The sequence below is a fragment of the Rhizobacter sp. LjRoot28 genome, assembly GCF_964253025.1.
In the GTDB taxonomy this organism is placed as follows: Bacteria; Pseudomonadota; Gammaproteobacteria; order Burkholderiales; family Burkholderiaceae_C; genus Rhizobacter.
Genome location: NZ_CAXUQC020000001.1, coordinates 4,081,396 through 4,105,815, shown reverse-complemented (window position 1 = coordinate 4,105,815; position 24,420 = coordinate 4,081,396). Strand labels below are relative to the sequence as shown.

Genomic DNA, 24,420 nt, shown 5'->3' with positions numbered 1-24,420 from the left:
TCCCCGGCCTCCCTTGTTCGACTTCGACCGGACCGCGCCTCACATGTCTGCCGATGCCCCCTCGCTGAACGAAGCCCAGATGGCTGCCGTGCACCACCTCGACGGTCCCTGCCTGGTGCTGGCGGGGGCGGGCTCGGGCAAGACGCGGGTCATCACGCACAAGATCGCGCGGCTCCTGCAGGCCGGTTATGCGCCGGGGCAGATCGCTGCCATCACCTTCACCAACAAGGCCGCCCAGGAAATGCGCGAGCGCGCCAAGGACCTGATCGGCGGGCGGGCCGCCAAGCACCTCGTCATCAGCACCTTCCACTCGCTCGGCGTGCGGCTGCTGCGCGCGGAAGGCGCCCGGCTCGGCCTGAAGGAGAAGTTCAGCATCCTCGACAGCGATGACGTGGCCGGCATCCTGAAGGACGCGGGCGGCACGACCGACATCAACCAGGCCCGCCGCTGGCAATGGACCATCAGCCTCTGGAAGAACCAGGGCTTCGACAGCGAGCAGGCCGAGGCTGCCGCCCTCGATGACGACGAGCGCGTCACCGCGCGGGTGATGCGGCGCTACGAGGAGCGGCTGGCGGCGTACCAGGCAGTGGACTTCGATGACCTGATCAGCCTGCCGCAGAAGCTGCTGCAGCGCGACGAGGAGTGCCGCACCAAGTGGCAGAACACCCTGCGCTATGTGCTGGTGGACGAGTACCAGGACACCAACGCCATCCAGTACGAGCTGCTGAAGTCGCTGGTCGGCGAGCGGGCCATGTTCACGGCGGTGGGCGACGACGACCAGAGCATCTACGGCTGGCGCGGCGCCACCATCGAGAACCTGCGGCGTCTGCCCCAGGAATACCCCAACCTGAAGGTCATCCCGCTGGAGCAGAACTACCGTTCCACCGGCTACATCCTGCGCGCCGCCAATTGCGTGATCGGCAACAACCCGAAGCTCTTCGAGAAGAAGCTGTGGAGCGCCTTCGGGGACGGCGAGCCCGTGGCCCTGATCGAGTGCGACAACGAGGAGCACGAGGCCGAGCGTGCCGTGGCGCGCATCCAGAGCCTGCGCGGCCAGGGCGGCGAGGTGGGGTTCAAGGACTTCGCCGTCCTCTACCGCGCCAACCACCAGGCTCGCGTGATCGAGAAGGCCTTCCGCAAGGCGAACATTCCGTACAAGGTCTCGGGCGGACAGAGCTTCTTCGAACGCGCCGAGATCCGTGACCTGTGCGCCTGGCTGCGCCTGCTCGTCAACAACGACGACGACCCGGCGTTCCTGCGGGCGGTCACCACGCCCAAGCGCGGCATCGGCCACCAGACCCTGGCGAGCCTAGGCGAGTTCGCCGGCAAGTGGAAGGTGAGCCTATTCGAGGCGCTGTTCGCCGAAAGCCTGGGCGCTTCGCTGAAGGCCGCGGCCGTGGCGTCGCTGCACGAGTTCGGCCGCGCGGTGAACGACCTGGAATACCGGGCACGGCACACCACCGGTTCGGAGGAGGCCAAGGCCCTGCTGATGGGCTGGCTCAAGGACATCGACTACGAGAAGCACCTTTACGAGGGCGAGGACAGCGAGAAGGTCGCCGCGGGCCGGTGGTCCAACGTCATGGACTTCGTCGACTGGATCGCCAAGCGCTGCGGCGGCCAGCTCGAGAACGATGGCGGCGTGACCTTCGAGACCGAGCGCAAGAGCGTGCTCGACGTTGCCCAGACCATCTCGGTCATCATCAGCCTCGCCGAGCGCGGCGACGAGCAGGACGTGGTGACGCTCTCCACCTTGCACGCCTCCAAGGGCCTCGAATGGCCGCACGTCGTGCTGGCCGGGGTCAACGAAGGCCTGCTGCCCTTCCGCAGCGAGGACGAGGACATGACGCCGCAGCGCCTGGAAGAAGAGCGGCGCCTGATGTACGTCGGCATCACGCGGGCCCGGCGGACCCTGGCGGTGAACGTGCTGCGTCGGCGCAAGAAGGGCCGGGAATTCGTTCAGGGCGTGCCGAGTCGCTTCATCGCCGAGATGAAGCTCGACGAGGTGGGCGCGAAGGAAGACCCGCGCGAGAAGCTCAAGGCCCTGCGCGCCGCGGCAGCCGCGCGGGCGGCGCAGGCCGTGCCGCCGCAGGCCGAGCCGGCGGGCTGAGGACGGGGTGGCCGCTGGTGCACCGGCACGCCGCGCCGGTGCCGGGCGGCCGCGCGGTCAAGCAGTCACACGGTCACGCGGCCGAGGCGATCACACGAAGCCGAGCTTCTTCGTCGTGTAGTTGCGCAGGTTGGGCAACACGCTGGTGAGCTGGCTGTCCGAGGCGCCGAACCAGCCCAGCAGGGTGGCGGCGTACTGGTCCACCGAGGTGGTGGGAATCCAGCGGCCCTGCAGTTCCCAGGATTCCACGCCGACGTCGTCGGCGCCGCCCAGGGTGAGGTCGGGGTAGGTGCCGTAGGTCGTGCCACCCTTCACCGCGCCCCCGAGCACGATGTGCTGGTTGCCCCAGGCGTGGTCGGTGCCGGTGCTGTTGTTGGGCTTGAAGGTGCGGCCGAAGTCGCTCTGGGTGAACGCCGTGACGGCGTCCGACAGGCCGAGCGCCTTCATGGCCGCGTAGAACGCGCCCAGCGCATCGCCCAGGCCCTGCAGCAGGTCGGCGTGCGCTCCTTCGGTCGGGCTGCCCGAGACGAGTTGGCCGCCGTGGGTGTCGAAGCCGCCCATCTGCGCGAAGAAGATCTGGCGGTTGCCCAGCACGGTGGCGTTGCCGGCCACGAGCTTGGCGATCTGGTACATCTGGCGGGCGATCGGCGTGGCGAGGGTCTTGTCGGCGCGCGTGAGCGAGGCGAAGGCCGTGTCGATGGCCGCGATGGTGCCGGCACTTCCGGGCTTCACTTTCACCAGGGCGCCGAGCCGGTCGGAGACGCTGAAGGCATTGCGCTGCGCGGCGGTGAAGGCCTCGCGCAATTCGAGCGACTGGCCCTCGGCGTAGAGCGCGTCCAGCGCCTTCTTGCGTGCGGCATTGGGCGCGTAGGTGAGGTCGGCCGGCTGGAGGTTGTAGGCACCGAAGGTGTCTCCGGGCGTTTCGGGCAGCACGAGCGGCGACTGGGTGTCCGACAGGCCGAAGCGCGGCGTGCCGCCGACCGAGATCACCGGATTGGCGGTGCCGAGCGCCACCGAGGCTCGCCCGCCCCAACCGGTGCGGGTCATGGTGTCGGTGGTGCCGTTTTCCCAGAGGTTCTGCTGGTCCGAGTGGGAGAAGAGGTTATCGGGAATCAGGTCCGAGCTGGCCGGCTCGGCGCGGAACTGCGCCTTGGTCATCGGCTTGTACAGCGTGCCCACGTTGAACACCGGCGCCAGCTTGCCGTCGGCCCACACCGGAGCCAGGCCGGCCAGCGCGGGGTGCAGGCCATAGGAGGTCCCGGTCAGCGGGCGCAGGCTGGCGACCGGCAGGTGCAGGCCCGCGCGCACGGCCTTGTACTGGTTGTGGCGGGCGGCATCGGTCGGCACGATGGTGTTCAGGCCGTCGTTGCCTCCATACAGGAAGATGCAGACAAGCGCCTTGTAGTCGGCCGCATAGGCGGGGCGCGCCGCGAGCATCAGGTTGCCGAGCGTGCCGGCGCCCAGGGCGCCGGCGAGGCCGAGGCCCGATCGGGCGAGCCATTCGCGGCGGCTCATGGCGGCAGCGGGGGCGGCGTGGTGGTGGTGTGTCATGTCGGTTCCCCCGGGATCAGCGTTGCACTTGGTACTGCGGCGAGCCGAACACCAGGTAGGCGGCGGTCTTCACACGGTTGAGGTTGGCGTTGGTGCCGCCCGGCGAGGCTTCCACCGCGCGGATCACCTCGGCCCTCGGGCCGGCCGGCAGCGCCTGGCCGAGCGCCAGCAGGGAGAGGCGGTCCACCAGCTTGGCGGCGTCCGGTGCATCGGCGGTGAACGCGCTCAGGTTCACGGTCGTCCCCAGCGGGTTGGGCACGCCGGAACTGGCGGCGGTCGTGCCGCCCCAGTCGATGAGGTAGGTGAGGAAGTTCAGCCGGCTGAGCGCGGTGTTGGCGTTGTGGATGCCGAAGGTCGGGCCGACCAGCTGCGTGCCCGCCACCGGGTAGTCCGGCGGGTAGAAGTTGAAGACCGACGGCGGCCTGAACATGTGCTGGCGCATCATGCCGCCCCACCACCAGCTGAGCGCGTTGCCGTCGCTGCTGCCGTTCAGCGCGCGCAGCACGCCGGTGAACATCTGCACCGGCTCGCGCAGCTTGCCGCCCGTGGCGGTGGTGGATGCACTGCGCGCCTCGGCGTCGAGCAGGACCGCGGCCACCGTGGCGGCCAGGTCGCCCCGCTTGCCGGTGCCGAAGGTCTGGTACTTGCCGGCATTGAAGGCGGCGGCCACGCGACCGACATAGGCGCGCGAGGGATTGCTCGTCACCAGGTGCTGGATGAGCTGGCGGCCGATGAAGGGCGCCGTGTTCGGGTGCGCCATCAGGCTGTCGAGCACGGTGTTCAGCGCCGTGTCGGCGGTGTGGCCCGCCGGCAGGGCGTAGGCGCCGAGCAGCGCGCGGGCCTGGGTGTCGTGGTATTTGTCCACCTTGACCATGTCGCCGCCGTAGTAGCGGCAGTTGGCGCCCGAGGGCCAGCAGCCATACGAGGTGGCGCCGCCGGCCGGGTACGTCCAGCCGGTCAGGGCGTAGGCGTAGCTGCGCACGGTTTCGTTGTCGTAGGTCGGCACACACTTGCCGGTCTTCAGCGCGCCATCGGCCTCGAGTTCGCAGGTGCCGATCGAGAACAGCTGCAGCAGTTCGCGGGCGTAGTTCTCGTTCGGCGCGTCCTTGTCGTTGTTCGCGTTGTTGAGAAAGTCGCCCATCAGCGGCGACAGCGTCACCTTGCGCAGCACGTCGCGGTAGTTGCCGAACGACAGGCTCAACAGATCGTTGTGGTACTTGCGAAAGCCGTAGGTGCCGCTCACCTCGATGCCGCTCACCACGACGATCTGCTGCAGCGCGAAGGCGACGCGCTGGCGCAGCTGGTCGGGCTGGGAGATCGCGTTGCGGTAGAAGTCCCAGAGCAGCGGTTCGGTCGATTGCCAGTCGCGCCAGCAGTCAGCGCCGCGCGTGGCGCAGAAGTCGCCGGCCGCGGTGTGCTTGTGCACCGAGTCGTCCCCGCCGCGGGTGTACCGGGAGGACACGGGCAGCGCCATCTGGGTCGAGAGCCACGCCGCGGGCCCCTGCGCCTTGATGCTCGTGACCAGGGATTCAGTGGGGCCGAACGAGGCCTGGTCGGCCAGGCGAACGGCGTCGGCGGTGGTTGTCGGAGCGGCGGGCGCCGGAGCAGGTGCCGGTGCCGGTGCAGGCGCCGGGCCGGGGGCCGGTGCGGGGCTGGGTGCCGGGGCTGGCGCGGGCGCCGAGGTGCCGGGGCCCGTGGTGCCGGGCGCGCTGCCCGTGCCGTCTGCGCCGCCCGTGCCCGTGGTCGGGCCGGGCGCGGGGCCGGATGCGGTCGCGGTGTCGCCGCTGCCACCGCCGCACGCGGCGAGCACCGCTGCCAGCAAGGCGGACGCCGTGGCGGTGGCCAGGCGGTGCCGGGCGGTCACGGGAAGGGAAGCGGCGGGGAGTCGATCAACCGGCATGGGGCACCTTGTCTGCTGGAGAGGGCGGGACGCACCCGGATCGCGCCCGCGGAGGGGCTCGGCCGATGCGGCGCAGCGGCGATTGCAGCAGGAAGGTGGGGTGGGGGCTGTTACCGGATGTGGGGAATTGTCATGCGGCTCAGCACATGCTCGGACATGCCGCGGGCGAGTTCGTGCTCACCCACGAACACCTTGCCCACTTCGTCCCGCTCGAGCAGTTCGGCCTCGCCCTCGTTGTGGCTGCGCACGATCACTTCGATGCCCGGGTTCAGCAGGCGGGCCGTCTCGGCCATCTTGCGCACGCTGAAAGCGTCGGGCACGGCGATGACGAGCATGCAGGCGCGGGCGATGTGGGCCTGGATGAGCACGGCGGGGTCCGCGGCATCGCCGGCCACGGCCGGCACGTGCTCGGCGCGCAGCTGTTCGACGATTTCCCGGTGCTCGTCGGCCACCACGTAGGGCACGCGGTGCTCGCGCAGGATGCGGGCGATGCGCCGACCGACCCGCCCGTAGCCCACGAGCACCACCTGCCCTTGCAGGAAACGGGCATCCACCGTGGTGGGCAGTTCCGCCAGCGGATCGTCACGCGCCTCGAGTCGGCGCGCCAGTGCGGAGTGCTTGCGGACCCAGGCCTGCACGGGCTCGATCGCTGCGAACAGGGCCGAATTGAGGGCAATGGATATGAGCGCTCCGGCCAGGATGAGACTGTGGCCGGCCGGGTCGAGCAATTCGAGTTTCATGCCCAGGCCGGCGAGGATGAAGGAGAACTCCCCGATCTGCGCGAGGCTCACACCCACCGTGAGCGCCGTGTTCAGGGGGTAGCGGAAGGCGAGTACCAGGGCGAACGCCGCAAGCGTCTTGCCCACCATGATGATCAGCACGACCGCCAACACCTTCAGCGGGTCGCTGACCAGCACGGCGGGATCGAACAACATACCGACTGACACAAAAAACAGCACCGAGAACGCATCCCGCAAGGGAAGCGACTCCTCGGCCGCTCGGTGGCTGAATTCCGACTCGCGCATCATCATGCCGGCGAAGAAGGCGCCCAGCGCGAACGAGACGTCGAAGAGGCGGGCGGACCCGTAGGCCACGCCGAGCGCGGCCGCGATGACGCAGAGCGTGAACAGTTCACGGGAACCGGTGCGGGCGACCAGCCACAGCAGCTTGGGAAAGGCCCAGCGGCCGACCACCAGCATCAAGGCGATGAACGCGGAGACCTTGGCGATGGTGATGCCCAGGGTGAAGAGCAGACCATGGCCGGGGTTCGAGCCGGCCAGTGCCTCGTTCGAGCCGCCCAGCAGGCCGGCCAGCGCGGGCAGCAGCACGAGCACGAGCACCATGACCAGGTCTTCCACCACCAGCCAGCCGACCGCGATCCGGCCGTTGACGGATTCGAGCACGCCGTGGTTCTCGAGCGCCCGCAGCAGCACCACGGTACTGGCCACCGACAGCGAGAGGCCGAACACCAACCCCGCTCCCAGGCTCCAGCCCCACAGGTGAGAGGTGGCCATGCCCATGAGCGTGGCGACAGTGATCTGCAGCAGCGCGCCGGGGATGGCGATGCGACGCACGGCGAGCAGGTCGGAGACCGAGAAGTGCAGGCCCACGCCCAGCATCAGCAGCATGACCCCGATCTCGGCCAGCTGCCCGGCCAGGCCGATGTCGGCCACGAACCCCGGCGTGCCCGGCCCGATGACGATGCCGGCCAGCAGGTAGCCCACCAGGGGCGGCAGCCGCAGCCGTGCCGCCAGGAAGCCCAGCACCATGGCCAGGCCCAGACCGACGGCAATGGTGGAGATCAGGCTGACGTCATGCGGCATGCGGCTCCTCCGGGTTGCGGGCCAGTTTATCGGCAGAAGCGAGAACGCCTCCGCAGGGGAGGCGTTCTGCCAGGGCGATGAAGGGTCAGGCCTTGGGGTCCGGGGCGACCTGGTGGTCGGCCATCAGTTCAAGGGCACGCACGAGGGCGGAGTGGTCCAGGTCCTTGAAGCCGTGTGCGGCGCAAGCCTGCATCAGCTGCGCGGCGCCCGCCGTCTGCGGCAGGGCGACGCCCAGCTCACGCGCGCCGGCCAGGGCCAGGCCGAGGTCCTTCTGGTGAAGCCCGATGCGGAAGCCCGGCGCGAAGGTGCGCTTGACCATGCGTTCGCCGTGCACCTCGAGGATGCGGGAGGAGGCGAAACCGCCCATCAGTGCCTGGCGAACCTTGGCCGGGTCGGCGCCTGCCTTGCTCGCGAACAGCAGGGCCTCGCCCACTGCCGCGATGTTCAACGCCACGATGATCTGGTTCGCCACCTTGCAGGTCTGGCCGTCGCCGTTGCCGCCGACCAGCGTGATGTTCTTGCCCATCAACTCGAAGAGCGGCTTGACGCGCTCGAAGGCCGCTTCGCTGCCGCCCACCATGATGGTCAGCGACGCTGCCTTGGCACCCACCTCGCCGCCGGAGACCGGTGCGTCGAGGTAGTCGCAACCGAGGGCGTTGATGCGCTCGGCGAAAGCCTTGGTTTCCAGCGGCGAGATCGAGCTCATGTCGACCACGGCCTTGCCCTTGCTCAGGCCGGAGGCGACGCCGTTGTCGCCGAACAGCACGGTGGCCACATCCGGTGTGTCGGGCAGCATGAGGAAGACGATGTCGGCCGACTCGGCAACTTCCTTGGCGCTGCCGCACGGCTTGGCGCCGAGCGAGGCCAGCTCGGCCGGCACCTTGCTGCGGGTATGGACGAAGAGTTCGTGTCCGGCCTTGACGAGGTGCGACGCCATGGGGGCGCCCATGATGCCCAGTCCGATGAAACCCAGCTTGCTCATGTGTGGTGGTCCTGAAGGAGGTGGAGAAGAAGGAGCGGCGCGGGCCGGCGCATCGGCGCGGGCCCGTTGGCCGGCGTGTCAGTCGCGGCGCTTAGTCGCGGTACTTGTCGCACAAGGCCTGGGTGGCCCCGCGGAAGATGCCGAGGTCGCTCCCGACGGCGACGAAGGTCGCGCCCATCGCGAGGTAGCGGCGGGCGTCTGCTTCGACTGGAGCCAGGATGCCGATCGGCTTGCCGTGCTGGCGGGCGGCGTCGAACACCGTGGCGATGGCCGCCTGCACTTCCGGATGGTTGGCGTTGCCCAGGTGGCCGAGGCCGGCGGCCATGTCGGACGGACCGACGAAGAGGCAGTCGACGCCGTCCACCGCGGCGATGTCCGCGGCTGCGGCAAGGCCGGCCCGGCTTTCGATCTGCACGGCGACGCAGATCTGTTCATTGATGCCGGTGAAGTAGCCCGGCACCGTGCCGTAGCGGTTGCTGCGCTGGGAGACCGAGACACCGCGCACGCCCTGCGGCGGGTAGCGGGTGGCCGCCACGGCCCGGAGCGCATCGTCGGCGCTTTCCACGAACGGGATCAGGAAGTTGTAGAAGCCGGCGTCCAGCAGCCGCTTGATTTCCACCGTGCTGTTCTCCGAGGGGCGCACGACCGGCGCGCTCGGGCTGTCCTTCAAGGCCATCAACTGGGGAATGAAGCTCAGCACGTCGTTGGGTGAATGCTCGCCGTCGAGCAGCAACCAGTCGAACCCGGCCACGCCCAGCACTTCGGTCGTGATGGGGTTGGCGAGAGAGCACCAGCAGCCGATCAGCCGCTTGCCCGCGCGCAGGTCCTCGCGAAGGCGGTTGGGGAAGCTGGAATACGGGGCTGGGGCAGATGGCATGGGGCGACCTTCGAGGGCACGGGGATCACGGGGCGCGCTGGACCCGCGGCGGACGAGGGGACGGCGGACGTGGTCACGCCTGGCCCTGGAGGGCTCGATTGTTGTCGGTCATCGTACAACCTGACGGGGCGAACCGCAACCGGAAACAACCCCGGGTTTACTCGGGGGCGGCGCTCGCCGAGCGCCGTCGGCGGGCTCAGGCGTCGCCGGCCATGGCGGCGGCGCGGCGGCGGCGCTCGCGGCTGTTGACAAGGTGAGTTCGCATGGCCGCACGGGCTGCGTCGGGGTCCTGCGCAACGATGGCTTCGTAGATGCTCTCGTGCTCGCCGTTCACTCGGCGCAGGTAGCTGAACTTTTCCGCGTCGCTCGGGTTCGTCGCGTCGAGCCGGGCGCGCGGGATCGCCGTCATGCCCAGGGCGCCGACCAGGTCGGCGAAGTGAGGGTTGTGCGTCGCGCGCGCGATCTCGCTGTGGAAGGCGAAGTCGGCCGTGACGGCGTTCTTGCCGGCGTCCAGCGCGGCCGCGAACTCATCGAGTGCCTGGCGCATGGCTGCCAGGTTCTGGTCAGTGCGGCGCATGGCCGCCAGGCCGGCGGCCTCGGTTTCGAGGCCGAGCCGCAGCTCGAGCACGGCGATCACGTCGCGCAGGGTGGCGAGCTGTTCGGGCCCGATGCGAAAGGCACTGGCGTCGCCCAGGCCGACCACGAACGTGCCGACGCCGTGCCGTGTCTGCACCACGCCGGAGGCTTGAAGCTTGGACAGCGCTTCGCGAACCACCGTCCGGCTGACGCCGAACTCGTCCATGATGGCGGCTTCGGTCGGGAGCTTCGCACCCACGGCCAGTTGTCCGGCGCGGACCCGCTCGATCAACCCGTCCACCACGTCGAGCGCGAGGTTGCGGGGCTTGGTGCGGCGGACGGCCAGCGGGGGCATGTTCATCGGGATCATCTCGGTACGGCGGCGGGAACTTGTTGTATGACGACCCGCGTGAGAACTGTATCAAAGCCGGGGCCGGCTGCGACGCTCCCATTCCCGGGGGCGCCACAGCCGGCCGGCACCTTTCGGTGGCCCGCCGACGGCGGCTACCTTACTTCACCGGCGCCACGAACGATACGAGCTTGGCCATGTTGGACACCCACTGACTGGTCGAGATGCCCAGCGGCCGCTCCTGCTTCGCATAGGGCGCGATGTCGGGCGGCTCGAGCGGATCGTACGGCGAGGTGTCGTACACGTCGCCCACATGCCGGCTCTGGTAGGCCGTGCCGGTGTAGGGCGTGGACGGACCGTTGCCGCGGTACGGGTTCGTCACCTGGGGCAGCGGCGTGAGCCAGTGGTTCTTCGTGCCGAGGTCCTCCACCAGCTTCACGGCGGCTTCCTCGGTGACCTCCGGCGTCTTCATCACCGCACCTGCGAACAGGTCGCCGAAGTCGACTTCCCGCACCGAGAAGTACTTCGGCAACGGGCGCACGGCGGTGGCCTTGAGCGGCGAGTTGGCCACCATCTCGGCCACGGCGGCGTCGCTCATGCTGTTGAGCTGGTCGTACGTGGTCTTCAGGCCGTCGATGTTGATCGGCCGGCCGGCGGAGTAGTGGCTCGGCGTGTTGCGGTGATCGTTGTCGTGGTAGTACGCGCCGTTCCAGATGTTCGAGCCGTAGCGGTGAACGAAGCGGCCCTGGTTGGTGCCCAGGTCGACGAAGGTCGGGTGCGTGCGGTTCGCCAGCAGCGGGTTCTCGGCGATCTGCTGCGCCGACAGCTTGCAGCTCTCCAGCCAGGCGATGGCTTCCGGCACGCGAGCCAGGTACTGACGGTCTCCTGTGACCCGGAAGTAGTTGAACAGCTGCTGCACGTTGGTCTGCGTGGTGTGCGTCGCCAAGGCGCGCGGCTCGTAGCTGCGGGCGCCGGCGGGCGCACCGGCCGGTCGGCCGTTGCGGTCGGCGGCCAGATGCTGCAGGCCCCAGCCGGCTTGCGGTCCGGGCTGCTGCAGCCGGCGCAGGCACTCCATGGCACGCATCACGGGCGTGACGAGGCGGGTCTCACCCAGCGAGGTGATGCACATCAGCAGGAACTTGATGTTCTCGCCGGCCACATCGTCGTTGAACGTCACCATGGTGGTGTAGTCGCCGTCTTCCATCCCGACGCGTGCACCGGCGGGCACCTGGCCCGGGTTCGGCAAGGGCATGCTGGTGATGGCCGCCGGTTGCACCGGCCAGCGCTGCGGCCAGCCGCCATCCGCCACGCCACCCTCGAACTGCGCCTTGACGACGAAGTCGATGGCACGGTCCAGCGCCGGTTTGAACTGGGCGTCCTTCTTCTCGAGGTACATGCGCAGCAGGAACTGCGACGACACGGCCGTTCCGGCGTCGTCGAAGGTCGCGTTGCCGTAGTAGTGCTGGAACTCTTCGAGCCGCCAGCCGTTGATGCCGATCGTGTCGTACCAGTGCTTCAGCGACTCCTCGCCGGCGAAGTCATGGATGTAGTTCCAGCCACCGGCCGGGTGCTGTGCGGACATCAGCGCCTGTGCCGTGCGCACGGCGGCGTTGTAGAAGAGCTCCTCGCCGGTCGCGTGGTAGGCGTCGAGGAAGGCGTGCCCCGCCGTGGGCGTTCCCGGCGGCTGGATCCAGCACATGCTGCGCTTGGCTTCCATTTCGCCCCAGCTCACGGACAGGTCGGGCAGGTACTGCCACACATAGCCGCCACGGTACGAGACCTGTTCGTCCATGTGGCGGGCCGCGCGCCGCATGGCATCGAGCGCTGCGCCGCGGGTTCCGGTGGCCCCCGGATCGGGGGTGGCGACGTCATCGTCGCTGCCGCCGCAGGCGGCGAGTGCGATCGGCGTCAGGCCCGACAGCACGAACATTCTTCGTTTCATGGTGAACTCCTCAGGGGGTGGAATGGCGCCGCTGGGTCGCGGCTTGTTGAACGCTCTTGTTGTCGGTCATCGTACGACCGGAGCGGATGTCGCGCAATTCATCACGAATTCGGACAAACCCGCAGGTGGCGGGTATCCCCGCATTAGGGTAATCCCCGCACCGTCTCGCCTTGACTTCGACAGGTCAGTGGAGGACGATTCATCCCGTTGTACGACAACCGACAACGGTTTTGCAGTACCCGCTCGCTGCCCATCCCACGCCCTCGCCGCGCTGTACAACCGCCGCTTCCGCGCCCTCGCCGCACCCGCTCACACCATGCCCGCTACCACCTGTTCGATCCGTTTTCCTCGCCTGCTGCTGACGGGCGCCGCTGGCGGCCTTGGCCGCGAACTCCGCAGCCGCCTGAAGCCCCACTGCGACGTGCTGCGTCTGTCCGACCTGGCCGACCTGGGTGCTGCCGCGCCGGGCGAGGAAGTCGTGCAGGCCCCGCTCGAGGACCGTACGGCCGTGCTCTCCCTGATGGAAGGCGTGAGCGCCGTGGTGCACCTCGGTGGCGTGTCGGTCGAGACCCCCTTCGATCCCATCCTGCAGGCCAACATCGTCGGCACGTACAACCTGTACGAAGCCGCCCGCAAGCAAGGCGTGCGTCGCGTGGTGTTCGCAAGCTCCAACCACGTGACCGGTTTCTACCGCCAGGACGAAGTGCTGACGCCGTCCTCGCCCATGCGGCCCGACGGCCTGTATGGCGTGAGCAAGGCCTTCGGCGAGAACCTGGCCCGCTTCTACTTCGATCGCTACGGCATCGAGACCGTCGCGCTGCGCATCGGCTCCTCGTTCCCGGCCCCGAAGGATCGGCGCATGCTCGCCACCTGGATGAGCTTCGACGACCTGGAGCGCCTGGTCGTGGCCTCGCTCACCGCGCCGGTGGTCGGCTTCTCCGTCATCTACGGTGCCTCCGACAACCGCACTAAGTGGTGGGACAACACCACGGCGGGCCACATCGGCTATGTGCCCCAGGACAGCTCGGAGCCCTTCCGCGCTGAAGTGGAGGCCCGCCAGCAGTCCATCGACTTCAACGACCCGGCGGCCCTGTATCAAGGCGGTCCGTTCGTGCGCACGGGGCCGTTCGAATGAGCACCCGCGACGACGCCGTGCGTGCAGTCTCGCCATTGCGTGATCAGGTCGGCGAAAGCCCGGTGTGGTCGGTGGCGGAACAGGCGCTGTTCTGGATCGACATCGAGGGCCGCCAGGTTCGCCGCTACGACTGGGCCAGCGGCACGGTGCGCAGCTGGGGCACGCGCGAGCGCATCGGCAGCATCGTGCTGCGCGAAGGCGGCGGCCTGCTGGCCGGCATGGAGACGGGCGTGTTCGAGCTCGACCTGCCCGCAGAGGGCAGCGAGGCCGTCGAGCGACTGCGCTTCCCCATGGAATTCGCCGAGCCGGGCATGCGGTTCAACGATGGCCGCTGCGACCGCGACGGCCGCTACTGGGTGAGCACCATGGTGCGCGACATGTCGCTGGCACGGCCCGGCGGCAAGCTCTATTGCGTGACGCCCGAGGGCATCGGCGAGCCGCTCGTCGAGGGTCTGATCACCGGCAACGGCCTCGCCTTCACGGCCGACCGCAGCCATATGTACCTGTCGGACTCGCACCCCAACGTGCAAACGATCTGGCGCATGGCCCTCGGCGCCGACGGTTTGCCCGGCCCGCGTGAGCCGTTCGTGGACATGAAGCCCCTGCCCGGCCGCCCCGACGGCGCGGCGCTCGATGAAGCGGGTGGCTACTGGATCTGCGGCAATGATTCCGGTCTCGTGCACCGTTTCACGGCTGACGGCAAACTCGACCGTTCGATTCGCATGCCCGTGTCCAAGCCCTCCATGTGCGCCTTTGGCGGGCCGGAGCTGGACCACCTTTTCGTTGCCTCGATCCGGCCCGCACAGCCGGCCGAGGGTTTTGATGCGACCCTCGACGGGGCGCTGTTCGTCACGCGGCCGGGTGAGCGCGGTATCGCAGAAGTTCCTTTCCGCTCACGTTGACTCCTGGAGTTCCCATGAAAAACATCTCTCTGCGCCTGCGTACGGGCGTGTTCGCTGCCGCGCTGGCCTGCGTCGGTTCGCTGGCACACGCCACGGAATTCCGCTCGTCGGACATCCACCCCGAGGACTACCCGACCGTGCTGGCCGTGCGCCACATGGGCGAGCTGGTGTCCAAGCGGACCAACGGCCGTCACAGCATCAAGGTGTTCGCCAAGTCGGCCCTCGGCATCGAGAAGGACACGATCGAGCAGACCAAGCTCGGCGCCATCGCGATGACCCGCGTGAACGCCGCGCCGATGAACAACATCTGCCCGGAAACCACCGTGCCGACCATGCCCTTCCTGTTCAACAGCAAGGATCACATGCGTCGCGTGCTCGACGGCCCCATCGGTGACGAGATCCTGAAGGCCTGCGCGGCCCAGGGCTTCATCGGCCTGGCCTTCTACGACAGCGGCGCCCGCTCCATCTACTCGGTGAAGAAGCCGGTGCGCACCCTGGCCGACGCCAAGGGCATGAAGATCCGTGTGCAGCAGTCCGACCTGTGGGTCTCGCTGCTCGAGGCCATGGGCGCCAACGCCACGCCGATGCCCTTCGGTGAGGTCTACACCGCCCTGAAGACCGGCCTGGTCGACGGTGCCGAGAACAACTACCCGAGCTACGAGAGCTCGCGTCACTTCGAAGTGGCGAAGTACTTCTCCAAGACCGAGCACTCGATGGCCCCCGAGATGCTGCTGTTCTCCAAGCGTGTCTGGGACACCCTCTCGCCGGAAGACCAGAAGATCCTGCGCGAGTCGGCCAAGGAATCGGTTATCTACATGCGCAAGCTGTGGGACGAACGTGAAGAGAAGTCCCTCGCCACGGTGAAGGCCGCCGGCGCCCAGATCGTCGAGGTCGACAAGGCGTCGTTCCAGGCTGCCATGAAGCCCGTGTACGACAAGTTCCTCCAGGACCCGAAGCTCAAGGCCATGGTCGCCCGGGTGCAGGCCACGAAATGACCTCAGCATCGCAAACCGCAGCATTTCCCATGACCCCTCACGCATCGACGGCATCCACCGCGTCGCCCAACCTGTTCACGCGCACCTGCACCTTCATCGCGAAGGCGTGCCTGAACATCGGCGTGGTCGGCATGGTGCTGCTGGTGATTGCGGTGCTGTACCAGGTCTTCGGTCGCTACATCATGAACAGCACGCCCACCTGGGCGGAGAGCAGCGCGGTGCTGCTCGTGCTGTACGTGACGATGCTCGGTGTGGCCGTCGGCGTTCACGACGCCGGCCACATCGGCCTCGAGTCCCTGCTGGTCCTCGCTCCGGACTGGCTGCGCATGAAGCTCGAGATCCTGATTCACGCCCTCGTCGTGGTGTTTGGCGTCGTGATGGCGTGGAACTGCGGCGTCCTGGCCGAATCGGTGATGGACTACAAGATGCCGACGCTCGGCATCTCCGAAGCATTCAAGTACGCACCGGCGGCAATCGCTGGCGCCCTCATCGCTCTTTTTTCCTTTGAACACATTGTTGCGCTGCTGCGTGGCATCGAGGTTGAGCCAGCATGGCACTGACAATTCTCTGCGTGACCTTCACGCTCCTGCTGCTGCTGGGCGTGCCGGTGGCGTTCTCGATCGGGCTCTCGGCCCTGGCGACCATCCTGTATGAAGGCCTGCCGCTCGCGGTCGGCTTCCAGCAGATGATCTCGGGCATGAACCCGTTCTCGTTCCTGGCGATCCCGTTCTTCATCTTCGCGGGCGAGATCATGATGTACGGCGGCATCGCCGACCGCATCATCAACCTCGCCAAGAGCCTGATGGGCCACGTGCGCGGCGGCCTCGGCATGAGCAACGTGATGGCCTGCACGCTCTTCGGTGGCGTGTCCGGTTCACCGGTGGCCGACGTGTCGGCCATGGGCGCGGTGCTCATCCCGCAGATGAAGAAGGAGGGCTACCACGCCGACTACGCGGTAAACGTGACGACGCATGCGTCGCTCGTCGGCGCGCTGATGCCCACCAGCCACAACCTGATCATCTTCGCGCTGGCTGCCAGCGGCAAGGTGAGCATCGCCGGCCTGATCCTCGCCGGCATCGTCCCGGCCATCCTGCTGACCGTCTGCAACCTGGGCGCCGCGTATTTCGTGGCCGTCAAGCGTGGCTACCCCGCCGGCACCTTCCCGGGCTGGGCCATCGTCGGCAAGTCGTTCGCGCAGGCCTTGCCCGGCCTGTTCGTGGTGGTCATCATCATCGCGGGCATCCTGTCGGGCGCCTTCACGGCCACCGAATCCGCGGCCGTGGCGGTCCTCTGGGCGCTGCTGCTGACCGTGATCGCCTATCGCACGCTCACCTTCACCCAGTTCGTCCGTTCGGCCGCCAAGGCCGTGAAGACGACCGGCGTGGTGCTGCTGCTGATCGGCATCTCGTCGATGTTCGGGTACCTGATCGGCCTGTACGGCGTGGCGGAGATGACCGGCAACGCGCTGTCTCAGCTGTCGACGAGCCCGTGGGTGATCTTCCTGTGCGTGAACGTCATCCTGTTCGTGCTGGGCACCTTCCTCGACATGGCGGCGACCATCCTGATCTGCACACCGATCTTCCTGCCGATCTGCCAGCAGTTCGGCATGTCGACGGAGCAGTTCGGCATCGTCATGCTGATCAACTGCGCCTTGGGGCTCAACACCCCGCCGGTGGGTACGACGCAGTTCATCGGCTGCGCCATCGGAGGCGTGTCGGTGGGCAGCGTGATGCGCACCATCTGGCCGTTCTACGGAGCGCTCATCCTGGCGCTGATGCTGGTCACCTACGTGCCCGGCTTCTCGATGTGGTTGCCCGACCTGATCCTGAAGTGATCGTCAGGCGAGCCTCACGGCTCGCTGCCCCGGACCCGGACCGCCTCGTGCGGCGCCGGACCTGAACCAGGCCCGCCACAAGCGGGTCTAGTGTCCTGTCCCACAAGTAACTGGTATTGAGATTCGACCAGGCGGTGATGATCGTGCGGCGTTGTCAGGGGGCCGAGACTGGGCGTCTCGGCCCCCTGACAACGTTGTGCGAGGGCGCGGCCTGGTCGAACCCCTTCGGGGCGGGCCCAAACGGGGCGAGTCCGGTGTTGCAAAGACGGGCCGGTACTTCAGTACCGGCCTGTCTTCGCGCCTAGGCCTCATCCCCGTTTCGGCCCGTCGCAATGCCAGTTACTTGTGGGACAGGACACTAGTTCATTGGCGGGTCACAGGATCAACAGCGCACGGAAGTCGTTCACATTGGTGAACGTCGGCCCCGGCACGACCAGGTCGTCGAGCGGCTTGAAGAAGTTGTACGCATCGTTGCGGTCGAGGTACTCGTCGGCCTTCAGGCCGGCCGCTCCCGCCCGCGCCAGGGTGTCGGGCGTCACGATGGCTCCGGCGTTGTCCTCGATGCCATCGATGCCGTCGGTGTCTGCCGCCAGCACATAGACGCCCGGCTGCCCCTGCAGGGCGATCGCGCTGCCGAGCAGGAACTCGGTGGCCCGCCCTCCACGGCCACCGCGTGCCTTGACCGTCACGGTCGTCTCGCCGCCGCTCAGCACCACGCAGGGACGCGCGAACGGCTGGCCGCGACGGGCGATGGCACGCGCCAGCGCTGCATGCACCTTGCCCACTTCGCGCGACTCGCCCTCGATCTCGTCGGACAGGATGTAGGCCTCGAGGCCGGCGGCGCGCGCCTGCGCGGCGGCCGCCTCCAGCGACTGCTGGGGCGTGGCGATCATGTGGACGGCGTGGCCGTCGAAGCAGGCATCGCCCGGCTTCGGCGTCTCGAAGGCCCCCGAGGTGAGGCCCTCGCGCGCTGCGTCCGGCACTTCGATGCCGTAACGAGCGAGGATGGCCAGCGCGTCGGCGCAGGTCGTGGGATCGGGTACCGTCGGGCCGCTGGCGATCACTTCCGGCGCGTCGCCGGGCACGTCGCTGATGAGGAGGGTCACCACCCGCGCCGGCGCGCACAGTGCGGCCAGGCGTCCGCCCTTGATGGCCGAGAGGTGCTTGCGCACGCAGTTCATCTCGTCGATCGCCGCGCCGCTCTTGAGCAACGCCTTGTTGATCGACTGCTTGTCCTCCAGCGTGAGGCCGGGCGCGGGCAGCGACAGCAGGGCCGAGCCGCCGCCGGAGATGAGGCACAGCACCAGGTCGTCGGCGGTGAGCCCCTGGGTCAGCGCGATGATGCGCTGGGCTGCGTCGCGGCCCGCGGCATCCGGCACCGGATGGGCCGCCTCGACGACCTCGATGCGCCCCGGTCTTGCCTTGTAGGCCGGTGGCACGTGTTCGTAGCGTGTGACCACGAGGCCGGAGAGCGGTGCGTCCTGTGGCCACAGCGCATCCACCGCCTCCGCCATGGCGCCACCGGCCTTGCCGGCGCCAAGCACCAGCGTCCGGCCGCGGGGCGGCTTGGGCAGATGGGCCGCGGTGATGTCGGCGGGCAGGGCGCGTGACACGGCGGTGTCGTACAGGGCCCGCAGGAAGGCGCGTGGGTCTTGGGTCGGAGACGGCGTTTTCATGCGCGTGATTCTCCGTGTCCTTGCGCTTCTCGAACAGCGTTTTCGGTACGCTCTGCACTCGGGCATGTGGCTTGCCAGTCGCCGCCCGACCGCCTTGCACCACCACGCCTCGACATGACCTCTCGTTTCGCGCCCGTCCGATCGCTTCCTGTTCCATGCCCGGTCATCGCGCCGCGGGCCGGGGCGTCGGTCGCGTGCCCGGCCAAGGGGCACTGAGGTGCTGGACGCGCAGCGGCTCACCCTCGACCCCGCCGAGTCCCGCGACGCCTCCGCCTGCGCGTTGCGCTGCGCACTCGGCAACGGCGTCGTGTTCATGCTGTCGGTGCCGCCGGAGCAGGCGGTGCTGCATCCGGGCCCGCAACGCGCGGCCGCCTACGTGACGGGCCGCCAGCTCCTCGCCCTGCCCCAGTCGCTGGGCCTGAGTTGGCGGCACGATGGGGAAACAGACTGGTTTGCACCGTCGATGGCCGATGGTGTCGAGGTGACGCAGCGGCTGCTGATGGCCGATGGCGCGCTGGTGCGCGAGGCGGTCGTGGAAGATGCGCAGGGACGCCGCACGGCCTGGTCGGAAACCCGCTTCGTCAGCCTCGTGCATGCCAACCTCGTGATGCTGCGATGGGAAGTCACGCCGCTCAACTGGTCCGGCCCGATCCTGCTCCGTTCGCAGGTCGCGCTCGGCATGCTCGGCGAGGCGCCGGGGCACTGGGCGCACGGCCTGCCCTTGCCGCAGGTCAGCGACGTGATGACACCGGATGGTCTGGCCGTGAAGGTGACCTGCCCGGACACTGGGGCCCGCTGGCGCCTGCAGGTGCAGCTGAAGACCTCGGGTGCCCCCAGTCGCCAGGCCGGGCGGTCGCACGACAGCGAGGCCACCTACCAGCAACGCCATGTCGACCTGGAAGCGGGCGCCACGATGGTGGCCGACCTCACGCTGTCGATCACCGAGGAGACGCCCGACGCCGAGCCCGCTGCGGCGGCACCGGGCCCGGCCTTCGATCAGGAGTTGCAGCGCCAGCGTGCGGGATGGAGCAGCCTGTGGGCGCGGGTGCAGGTGTCGTTGCCCAACGATGCGGACCTCGAGCGGGCGCTGCGCTTTCATGCCTTCCAGCTCATGCAGTCCGTCTCGCCGCTCTCCGTGGGGCGCGGTGGCGGCCTGCCTCCCTGGGCGGCACGAGCGAAAGCAGGCCACCGCGCCTGGCAAGAGGCCCTGGTGCTTCCCTTCTTCAGCCTGCGCCTGCCGGCACTGGCGCGCGACCTGCTCGGGCACTGGCACGGACAACTCTCGGCAACGACCGATGTCGCCGCCGCCGCTCCGGCCCGCAGCGCAGCGGCCCTCGCCGCGTGGCGGCACCACCGGGCTGCACACGACATGGCCTTGCTCGCGGGGCCCGGCGGCGCGTTGATCGTCGGGGCGGCCCGCTGCTGGATGGCCCGCGCCACGGGCGGCGGCCTGGTCCGCGCCGGCTGCCTGAGGCACGCCGCCGGGCTGCCCGCCCACATGGACGACGCCCACTGGCAGCGCCTGGCCGAGCGACTGCAGATCGAGCCCGATGAACCCGAGCGCTGGATGGAGGCGAGTCGCTGTCTCGACATCGTGTCGGCCGACCCCGGCGTGCTGCCGGCTTCGCCCGACGCTGAAGTCGACATGCTCACGCTGCTGCACCTGCTCGGGCCGGTGGAAGCGAGCGACCTGCTGCGGCATGCCAGCGTCGCTGCACCGGCCGACTGGTATGAGCGGACCGTGCGGCACCACACCGGCCGGGCAAGCGAGGGCGACCTGGCCTCCCAGGCCATTGCCGCGGGCACCTGGGCCGCCGTGGACGCGGAGGCGTCCTGGGCGCGGTTTGCCACCGCGTTGCAAGCCCCGGCCGAAGCACCCGATCGCGGCCTGCCGCTGTGCGGCATGGCTGCCACCTGGGACGTGCTGCAACGACACTACCTCGGTGTGGAGCCCGACCTCCATGCCTTGCGCCTGCACCCGTGCCCGCCGGCGGCGCTCGACGACGTCGCCCTGCGCGTGCACCTGGCCGGGCGCTGGGCCGTCGTCGGCCTCGATGGCCGCGACATCTTCGTCCATGCCGAGACCGGCGGGCCGCCCCTCACCGTCGAGTTCGGGGGACGGCGGCATGAGGTGGCCGACGGCGCCACCTGGTCGGCGCGCTGCCGCTGAGCAGCGCGGTCCGGGCCAGCGCGCAACGCCTGGCCGCGCCGATCTCGCGCCGCTGCGCAGCTCAGTGGCTGCCGGCCGCATCCGGCTTGTCGCCGCTCTCGGGAGCGAACGACGGATCGTCCTTGGCCTTGCGCTCGGACGCCGCGGTGCCCGACTTTCCCTGACTCTTGTCCTGCACGCCGACGTCTGTGGACTGGCTGTCCGTGCCGACATGCCGACGCTGGTTGCTCTCGCTGCCCTGCCGCTGGGGATCGGGATGTGCCATGGGGTGCTCCTTGAAGTCATGAACCGGGACGGCTGCGTCACCGCCCGGGGTGAGAGCGGCAAGCGCCATGCCGTCGAGGCCGCCGAGCCGGTGCAGCGGCCGAGCGACCGGTGCGGGTGACGGCGTCGATCTCGGGGCGACGGGGGCGCGCCGAGAAGGAGCGGCCTGTGTGGTGGCCACCCGAAATGAAAAAAGCCCCGAGCAGTTGCCTGCGCGGGGCTTTTCAACGATCTGGTGGCCAAGGGCGGAATCGAACCACCGACACGCGGATTTTCAATCCGCTGCTCTACCAACTGAGCTACTTGGCCGTGAGCCTGAGAGTATAGCCTGAAATCAGAGGCCGCTGCTGCGTTTGTTGCGAGACAGATCGACGCCGAGTTGCTTGAGCTTGCGGTAGAGGTGCGTGCGCTCCAGGCCGGTCTTCTCGGCCACGCGGGTCATGCTGCCGTTTTCCTTGGTGAGGTGGAATTCGAAGTAGCTCTTCTCGAAGGCATCGCGCGCCTCGCGCAGGGGGCGATCCAGCTCGAACAGCTGCTCGCTTTGCGGCCCGAGGGGCATCGGGGCCATCGGCATGGAGCCGGACGTCACGAGTGCCGATTCCAGCGTGAGCATGCCTTCGATGCGGTTGGCCGGCATGGCCGACAAGGGCGCGGCGGGCTGGGCGCGCGGCGCGGGCTTGGCCAGTGCCTGTTCGACGGCGCGCAGCAGCTTCTGCAGGGTGATCGGTTTCTCGAGGAAGGCGACGGCGCCCACCTTGGTGGCCTCGACGGCCGTGTCGATCGTGCCGTGGCCGGACATCATGATCACCGGCATGGTGAGCAGCGACGACGAGCCCCATTCCTTGAGCAGCGTGATGCCGTCGACGTCGGGCATCCAGATGTCGAGCAGGACCAGGTCCGGACGCACCCGTTCCCGGCAGGCGCGTGCTTGTGCGGCGTTCTCCGCGAGTTCGACGCTGTGACCCTCGTCGGTCAGGATCTCCGAAAGCAGGGCACGGATGCCCAGTTCGTCGTCTACAACAAGAATGGTGGCCATGGATCCTCGATGCGCCCGGCTTCAAGCGGTTGCAGGGACAGCAGGGGGGCTGTCTGCCGGCGCCAATTTTGAAAATGATATCGAAACTTGGGCACCGGCAATACCCTGCCCTTCGGCATCTCCGGCCGGCACGTTGGCCAGGCGGATCCGCGCGCCGTGTTCGTCGGCGATCTTCTTCACCACGGCCAAGCCCAGGCCCGTGCCTTTGCTCTTGGTCGTGACGTAGGGCTCGAACGCCCGCTTCAGCACTTTCTCCGGGAAACCCGGGCCATTGTCGACGACCTGCAGGCGCACCGCGCGGAGCTCGCCTTGTTCATTGCGGGCCACGTCGGTGCGCACGCGCACATGGCCGTCCGGCTGATCATGGACCGCGTCGAGCGCGTTCTGAACGAGGTTGTGGATCACCTGGCGCAGCTGCGTGGTGTCGCCGACGATGGCCGGCAGGCCGCCGCCCAGTTCGGCCTTGAGTCGACCGGCGTCCTGCGGCGTGGCGTACAGGCCGAGCACCTCGGTGACCAGGGCGTTGAGGTCGAGCGCCTGCAGCCGCGCGGCCGGCAGGCGGGCGTAGTCGCGGAACTCGTTGACCAGCGTCTTCATGGCCTGGACCTGGTTGACGATGGTGCCGACCGAGCGCACGAGCATCGCCTGGTCGGTGCCCTCGAGCTTGGGCTCGAGCTTGTGCTGCAGTCGCTCGGCCGACAGCTGGATGGGCGTGAGCGGGTTCTTGATCTCGTGCGCCAGGCGCCGCGCCACCTCGCTCCAGGCCTCGGCGCGCTGGGCGGACACGACCTCGGTGATGTCGTCGAACACCATCAGGCGACCGGCGTGCGGCATCGAGGCGCCGCGCACGAGCAGGGTCACCCGGTCGCGCTCCATGCCGTTGACGGTGCCGGTCTGCAGGTCGAAGGCATCTTGCCAATGGTCGCGCTCGCCGGCCTCCGGGCTCGTGTGGTGCAGTTCGAAGCGCTGCTTGACCGCGGCAGCGAACTCCTGGAGGCCGGGCACATCGCCCAGGGGCCGACCTCGGTAGGCCGAGAGTGGCAGCCGCAGGATGCGCGTGGCGCCCGGGTTGACGGTGTCGATGCGGCCTTCGCGGTCGAACACGATGACGCCCGCCGTGAGGTTGTCCAGGATGGTCTGCAGGTTCGAACGGGCTGCCTCCAGTTGCGCGAGGCTCCGCTGCACCAGCGCGCGCGCGTCCGAGAGCTGGCCGGTCATGTCGGCGAAGGATCGGGTGAGGCCGCTGAGTTCGTCGGTCGCGGCGAGCACCTGCTTGGGCGTCAGGTCGCCGCGCGAGACCTGCCGCACGCCCTCGGCAAGCACCAGCAGCGGACGGGCCAGCTGGTTGCCCAGCGCCACCGCCAGCAGCAGGGCGCCGAACACGGCGAGGATGAGGGTCAGGGTCAGCGTGCCGATGTACATCCGGCGCAAGCCATCACGGGCCAGTGCCCGTGCCTGGTACTCGCGGTAGGCGGCCTGCACCGCCAGGGCGTTCGCCACCACGGCACTCGGCAGGAGTTGAGTCACCATCAGGAAGCGGTCCTGGGCGGTGAGCGAGAAGCTGCTGCTGGGCATGTAGGCCAGCGCGCGGATGCGCGGTTCCTCGCTGGAATCCGCGGCGTGTTCCTCGTCGAGGCCTTCGAGCTGGCCCACGACGCGGGAGCTCCGGGCCTGGCGCAACTGCGCCGTCGTCGGTCGTTCGGGTGCGAACCGGGCGGTGCGCCCGGAGGTGGCCAGGACCTGGCCGCCGGGCCCGAGCAGGGTGACCTCCTGGGCCGACAGCTGCTCCCGCAGGCGCTCGAGGGCCAGCGGCTGGATGCTCTGGTCAGTGTCACTCAGCCGCTCGGCGGCCAGCCGCGTCTTGGTGGCCAGGTCATTGACCTGCGTGTCGAGCGTGCCGCGACCGAGGCTGAGACCGGCTTCCAGCGCACCTTCGACCTTGAGGTCGAACCAGGTCTCGATGCTCCGCGCAACGAACTGGTATGACACCGTGTAGATGAGCACGCCGGGCAGCACGCCGACCATGGCGAAGACCGCGGCCAGGCGCAGCAGCAGGCGGCTGCCGAACTTGCCCCGGCGCACCCGTAGCGTGAGCCGCACGCCTGCGATCCCGATGACGAGCACGAGCAGACCGGCCACGACCACGTTGACCCAGAACAGCCAGACGTAGTGGTGCTCGTAGATGCCGCGGCTGTTGGTGGCCAGCGAGAGAAGGAAGACGAGCACCAGCCCGGTGCCGATGACGGCCACCAGGGAGATGATCCAGGCCCAGCGGGACGCTTTGCTCATGGTCGCAGCGGG

At 68.8% G+C, this 24,420-nt stretch carries 18 protein-coding genes and 1 tRNA gene; 7 read left to right on the top strand and 12 right to left on the bottom strand.

Annotated elements, in window-relative coordinates:
• Positions 1 to 43: 43 nt before the first annotated feature.
• Complete coding sequence (locus ACSQ2F_RS18790; RefSeq protein ID WP_436025596.1) at positions 44 to 2,107, top strand: ATP-dependent helicase; 2,064 nt, start codon at positions 44 to 46, stop codon at positions 2,105 to 2,107.
• A gap of 90 nt (positions 2,108 to 2,197) precedes the next feature.
• Here the strand turns inward: ACSQ2F_RS18790 and ACSQ2F_RS18785 are convergent, their stop codons facing one another.
• The 7 genes from ACSQ2F_RS18785 to ACSQ2F_RS18755 all read right to left on the bottom strand — a co-directional run bounded on the left by ACSQ2F_RS18785 (position 2,198) and on the right by ACSQ2F_RS18755 (position 12,107).
• A complete protein-coding gene (locus ACSQ2F_RS18785; RefSeq protein WP_436025594.1) occupies positions 2,198 to 3,658 on the bottom strand; it encodes a DUF1501 domain-containing protein in 1,461 nt (486 codons plus the stop codon).
• A 16-nt stretch (positions 3,659 to 3,674) separates the two neighbouring features.
• Complete coding sequence (locus ACSQ2F_RS18780) at positions 3,675 to 5,558, bottom strand: DUF1800 domain-containing protein (protein ID WP_436025592.1); 1,884 nt, start codon at positions 5,556 to 5,558, stop codon at positions 3,675 to 3,677.
• 110 nt (positions 5,559 to 5,668) lie between these two features.
• Positions 5,669 to 7,381, bottom strand: coding sequence for a YbaL family putative K(+) efflux transporter (gene ybaL / locus ACSQ2F_RS18775; RefSeq protein WP_436025590.1), 1,713 nt, complete (start codon positions 7,379 to 7,381; stop codon positions 5,669 to 5,671).
• Between the two features lie 85 nt (positions 7,382 to 7,466).
• On the bottom strand, positions 7,467 to 8,363 hold the full coding sequence (glxR, locus tag ACSQ2F_RS18770) for a 2-hydroxy-3-oxopropionate reductase (protein ID WP_436025588.1): 897 nt from the start codon (positions 8,361 to 8,363) through the stop codon (positions 7,467 to 7,469).
• Between the two features lie 91 nt (positions 8,364 to 8,454).
• Complete coding sequence (gene garL / locus ACSQ2F_RS18765) at positions 8,455 to 9,240, bottom strand: 2-dehydro-3-deoxyglucarate aldolase (protein ID WP_436025586.1); 786 nt, start codon at positions 9,238 to 9,240, stop codon at positions 8,455 to 8,457.
• 196 nt (positions 9,241 to 9,436) lie between these two features.
• Positions 9,437 to 10,177: a FadR/GntR family transcriptional regulator gene (locus ACSQ2F_RS18760; protein ID WP_436025584.1), complete on the bottom strand. Its 741-nt coding sequence runs from the start codon at positions 10,175 to 10,177 to the stop codon at positions 9,437 to 9,439.
• A 148-nt stretch (positions 10,178 to 10,325) separates the two neighbouring features.
• Positions 10,326 to 12,107: a pectate lyase gene (locus ACSQ2F_RS18755; protein ID WP_436025582.1), complete on the bottom strand. Its 1,782-nt coding sequence runs from the start codon at positions 12,105 to 12,107 to the stop codon at positions 10,326 to 10,328.
• Between the two features lie 316 nt (positions 12,108 to 12,423).
• Here ACSQ2F_RS18755 and ACSQ2F_RS18750 point away from each other — a divergent pair, with 316 nt between their 5' ends.
• The 5 genes from ACSQ2F_RS18750 to ACSQ2F_RS18730 are packed head-to-tail and all read left to right on the top strand — an operon-like array spanning position 12,424 to position 16,973.
• A complete protein-coding gene (locus tag ACSQ2F_RS18750; protein WP_436025580.1) occupies positions 12,424 to 13,242 on the top strand; it encodes an NAD-dependent epimerase/dehydratase family protein in 819 nt (272 codons plus the stop codon).
• Positions 13,239 to 14,144, top strand: coding sequence for an SMP-30/gluconolactonase/LRE family protein (locus tag ACSQ2F_RS18745; protein WP_436025578.1), 906 nt, complete (start codon positions 13,239 to 13,241; stop codon positions 14,142 to 14,144). Before ACSQ2F_RS18750 ends, ACSQ2F_RS18745 begins: the two co-directional genes overlap by 4 nt.
• A 14-nt stretch (positions 14,145 to 14,158) precedes the next feature.
• Positions 14,159 to 15,139 carry a TRAP transporter substrate-binding protein gene (locus ACSQ2F_RS18740; RefSeq protein WP_436025576.1) on the top strand — a complete coding sequence of 327 codons (981 nt, stop codon included), beginning with the start codon at positions 14,159 to 14,161 and terminating at the stop codon, positions 15,137 to 15,139.
• Positions 15,140 to 15,168: 29 nt separating this feature from the next.
• Positions 15,169 to 15,699 carry a TRAP transporter small permease gene (locus tag ACSQ2F_RS18735; protein ID WP_436025574.1) on the top strand — a complete coding sequence of 177 codons (531 nt, stop codon included), beginning with the start codon at positions 15,169 to 15,171 and terminating at the stop codon, positions 15,697 to 15,699.
• The gene (locus ACSQ2F_RS18730) at positions 15,690 to 16,973 is read left to right on the top strand and encodes a TRAP transporter large permease (protein ID WP_436025572.1); all 1,284 of its coding nucleotides are present in this window, start codon (positions 15,690 to 15,692) and stop codon (positions 16,971 to 16,973) included. The genes ACSQ2F_RS18735 and ACSQ2F_RS18730 overlap by 10 nt, the downstream gene beginning before the upstream one ends.
• Positions 16,974 to 17,347: 374 nt before the next feature.
• On the opposite strand, the gene ACSQ2F_RS18725 is transcribed toward ACSQ2F_RS18730, so the two are convergent.
• Positions 17,348 to 18,649, bottom strand: a complete 1,302-nt coding sequence (locus ACSQ2F_RS18725; protein ID WP_436025570.1) for a glycerate kinase type-2 family protein — start codon at positions 18,647 to 18,649, stop codon at positions 17,348 to 17,350.
• Positions 18,650 to 18,866: 217 nt separating this feature from the next.
• On the opposite strand from ACSQ2F_RS18725, the gene ACSQ2F_RS18720 reads away from it, so the two are divergent.
• Positions 18,867 to 20,819, top strand: a complete 1,953-nt coding sequence (locus tag ACSQ2F_RS18720; protein ID WP_436025568.1) for a glycosyl hydrolase family 65 protein — start codon at positions 18,867 to 18,869, stop codon at positions 20,817 to 20,819.
• A gap of 61 nt (positions 20,820 to 20,880) precedes the next feature.
• Here ACSQ2F_RS18720 and ACSQ2F_RS18715 read toward each other — a convergent pair whose 3' ends face one another.
• From ACSQ2F_RS18715 to ACSQ2F_RS18700, 4 genes are all read right to left on the bottom strand, one after another.
• Positions 20,881 to 21,084 carry a hypothetical protein gene (locus tag ACSQ2F_RS18715; RefSeq protein ID WP_436025566.1) on the bottom strand — a complete coding sequence of 68 codons (204 nt, stop codon included), beginning with the start codon at positions 21,082 to 21,084 and terminating at the stop codon, positions 20,881 to 20,883.
• A gap of 232 nt (positions 21,085 to 21,316) precedes the next feature.
• Positions 21,317 to 21,392, bottom strand: a tRNA-Phe gene (locus ACSQ2F_RS18710).
• Positions 21,393 to 21,417: 25 nt separating this feature from the next.
• Complete coding sequence (locus ACSQ2F_RS18705) at positions 21,418 to 22,119, bottom strand: response regulator (protein ID WP_436025564.1); 702 nt, start codon at positions 22,117 to 22,119, stop codon at positions 21,418 to 21,420.
• 21 nt (positions 22,120 to 22,140) lie between these two features.
• Positions 22,141 to 24,408, bottom strand: a complete 2,268-nt coding sequence (locus tag ACSQ2F_RS18700) for an ATP-binding protein (protein WP_436025562.1) — start codon at positions 24,406 to 24,408, stop codon at positions 22,141 to 22,143.
• Between the last annotated feature and the right edge of the window lie 12 nt (positions 24,409 to 24,420).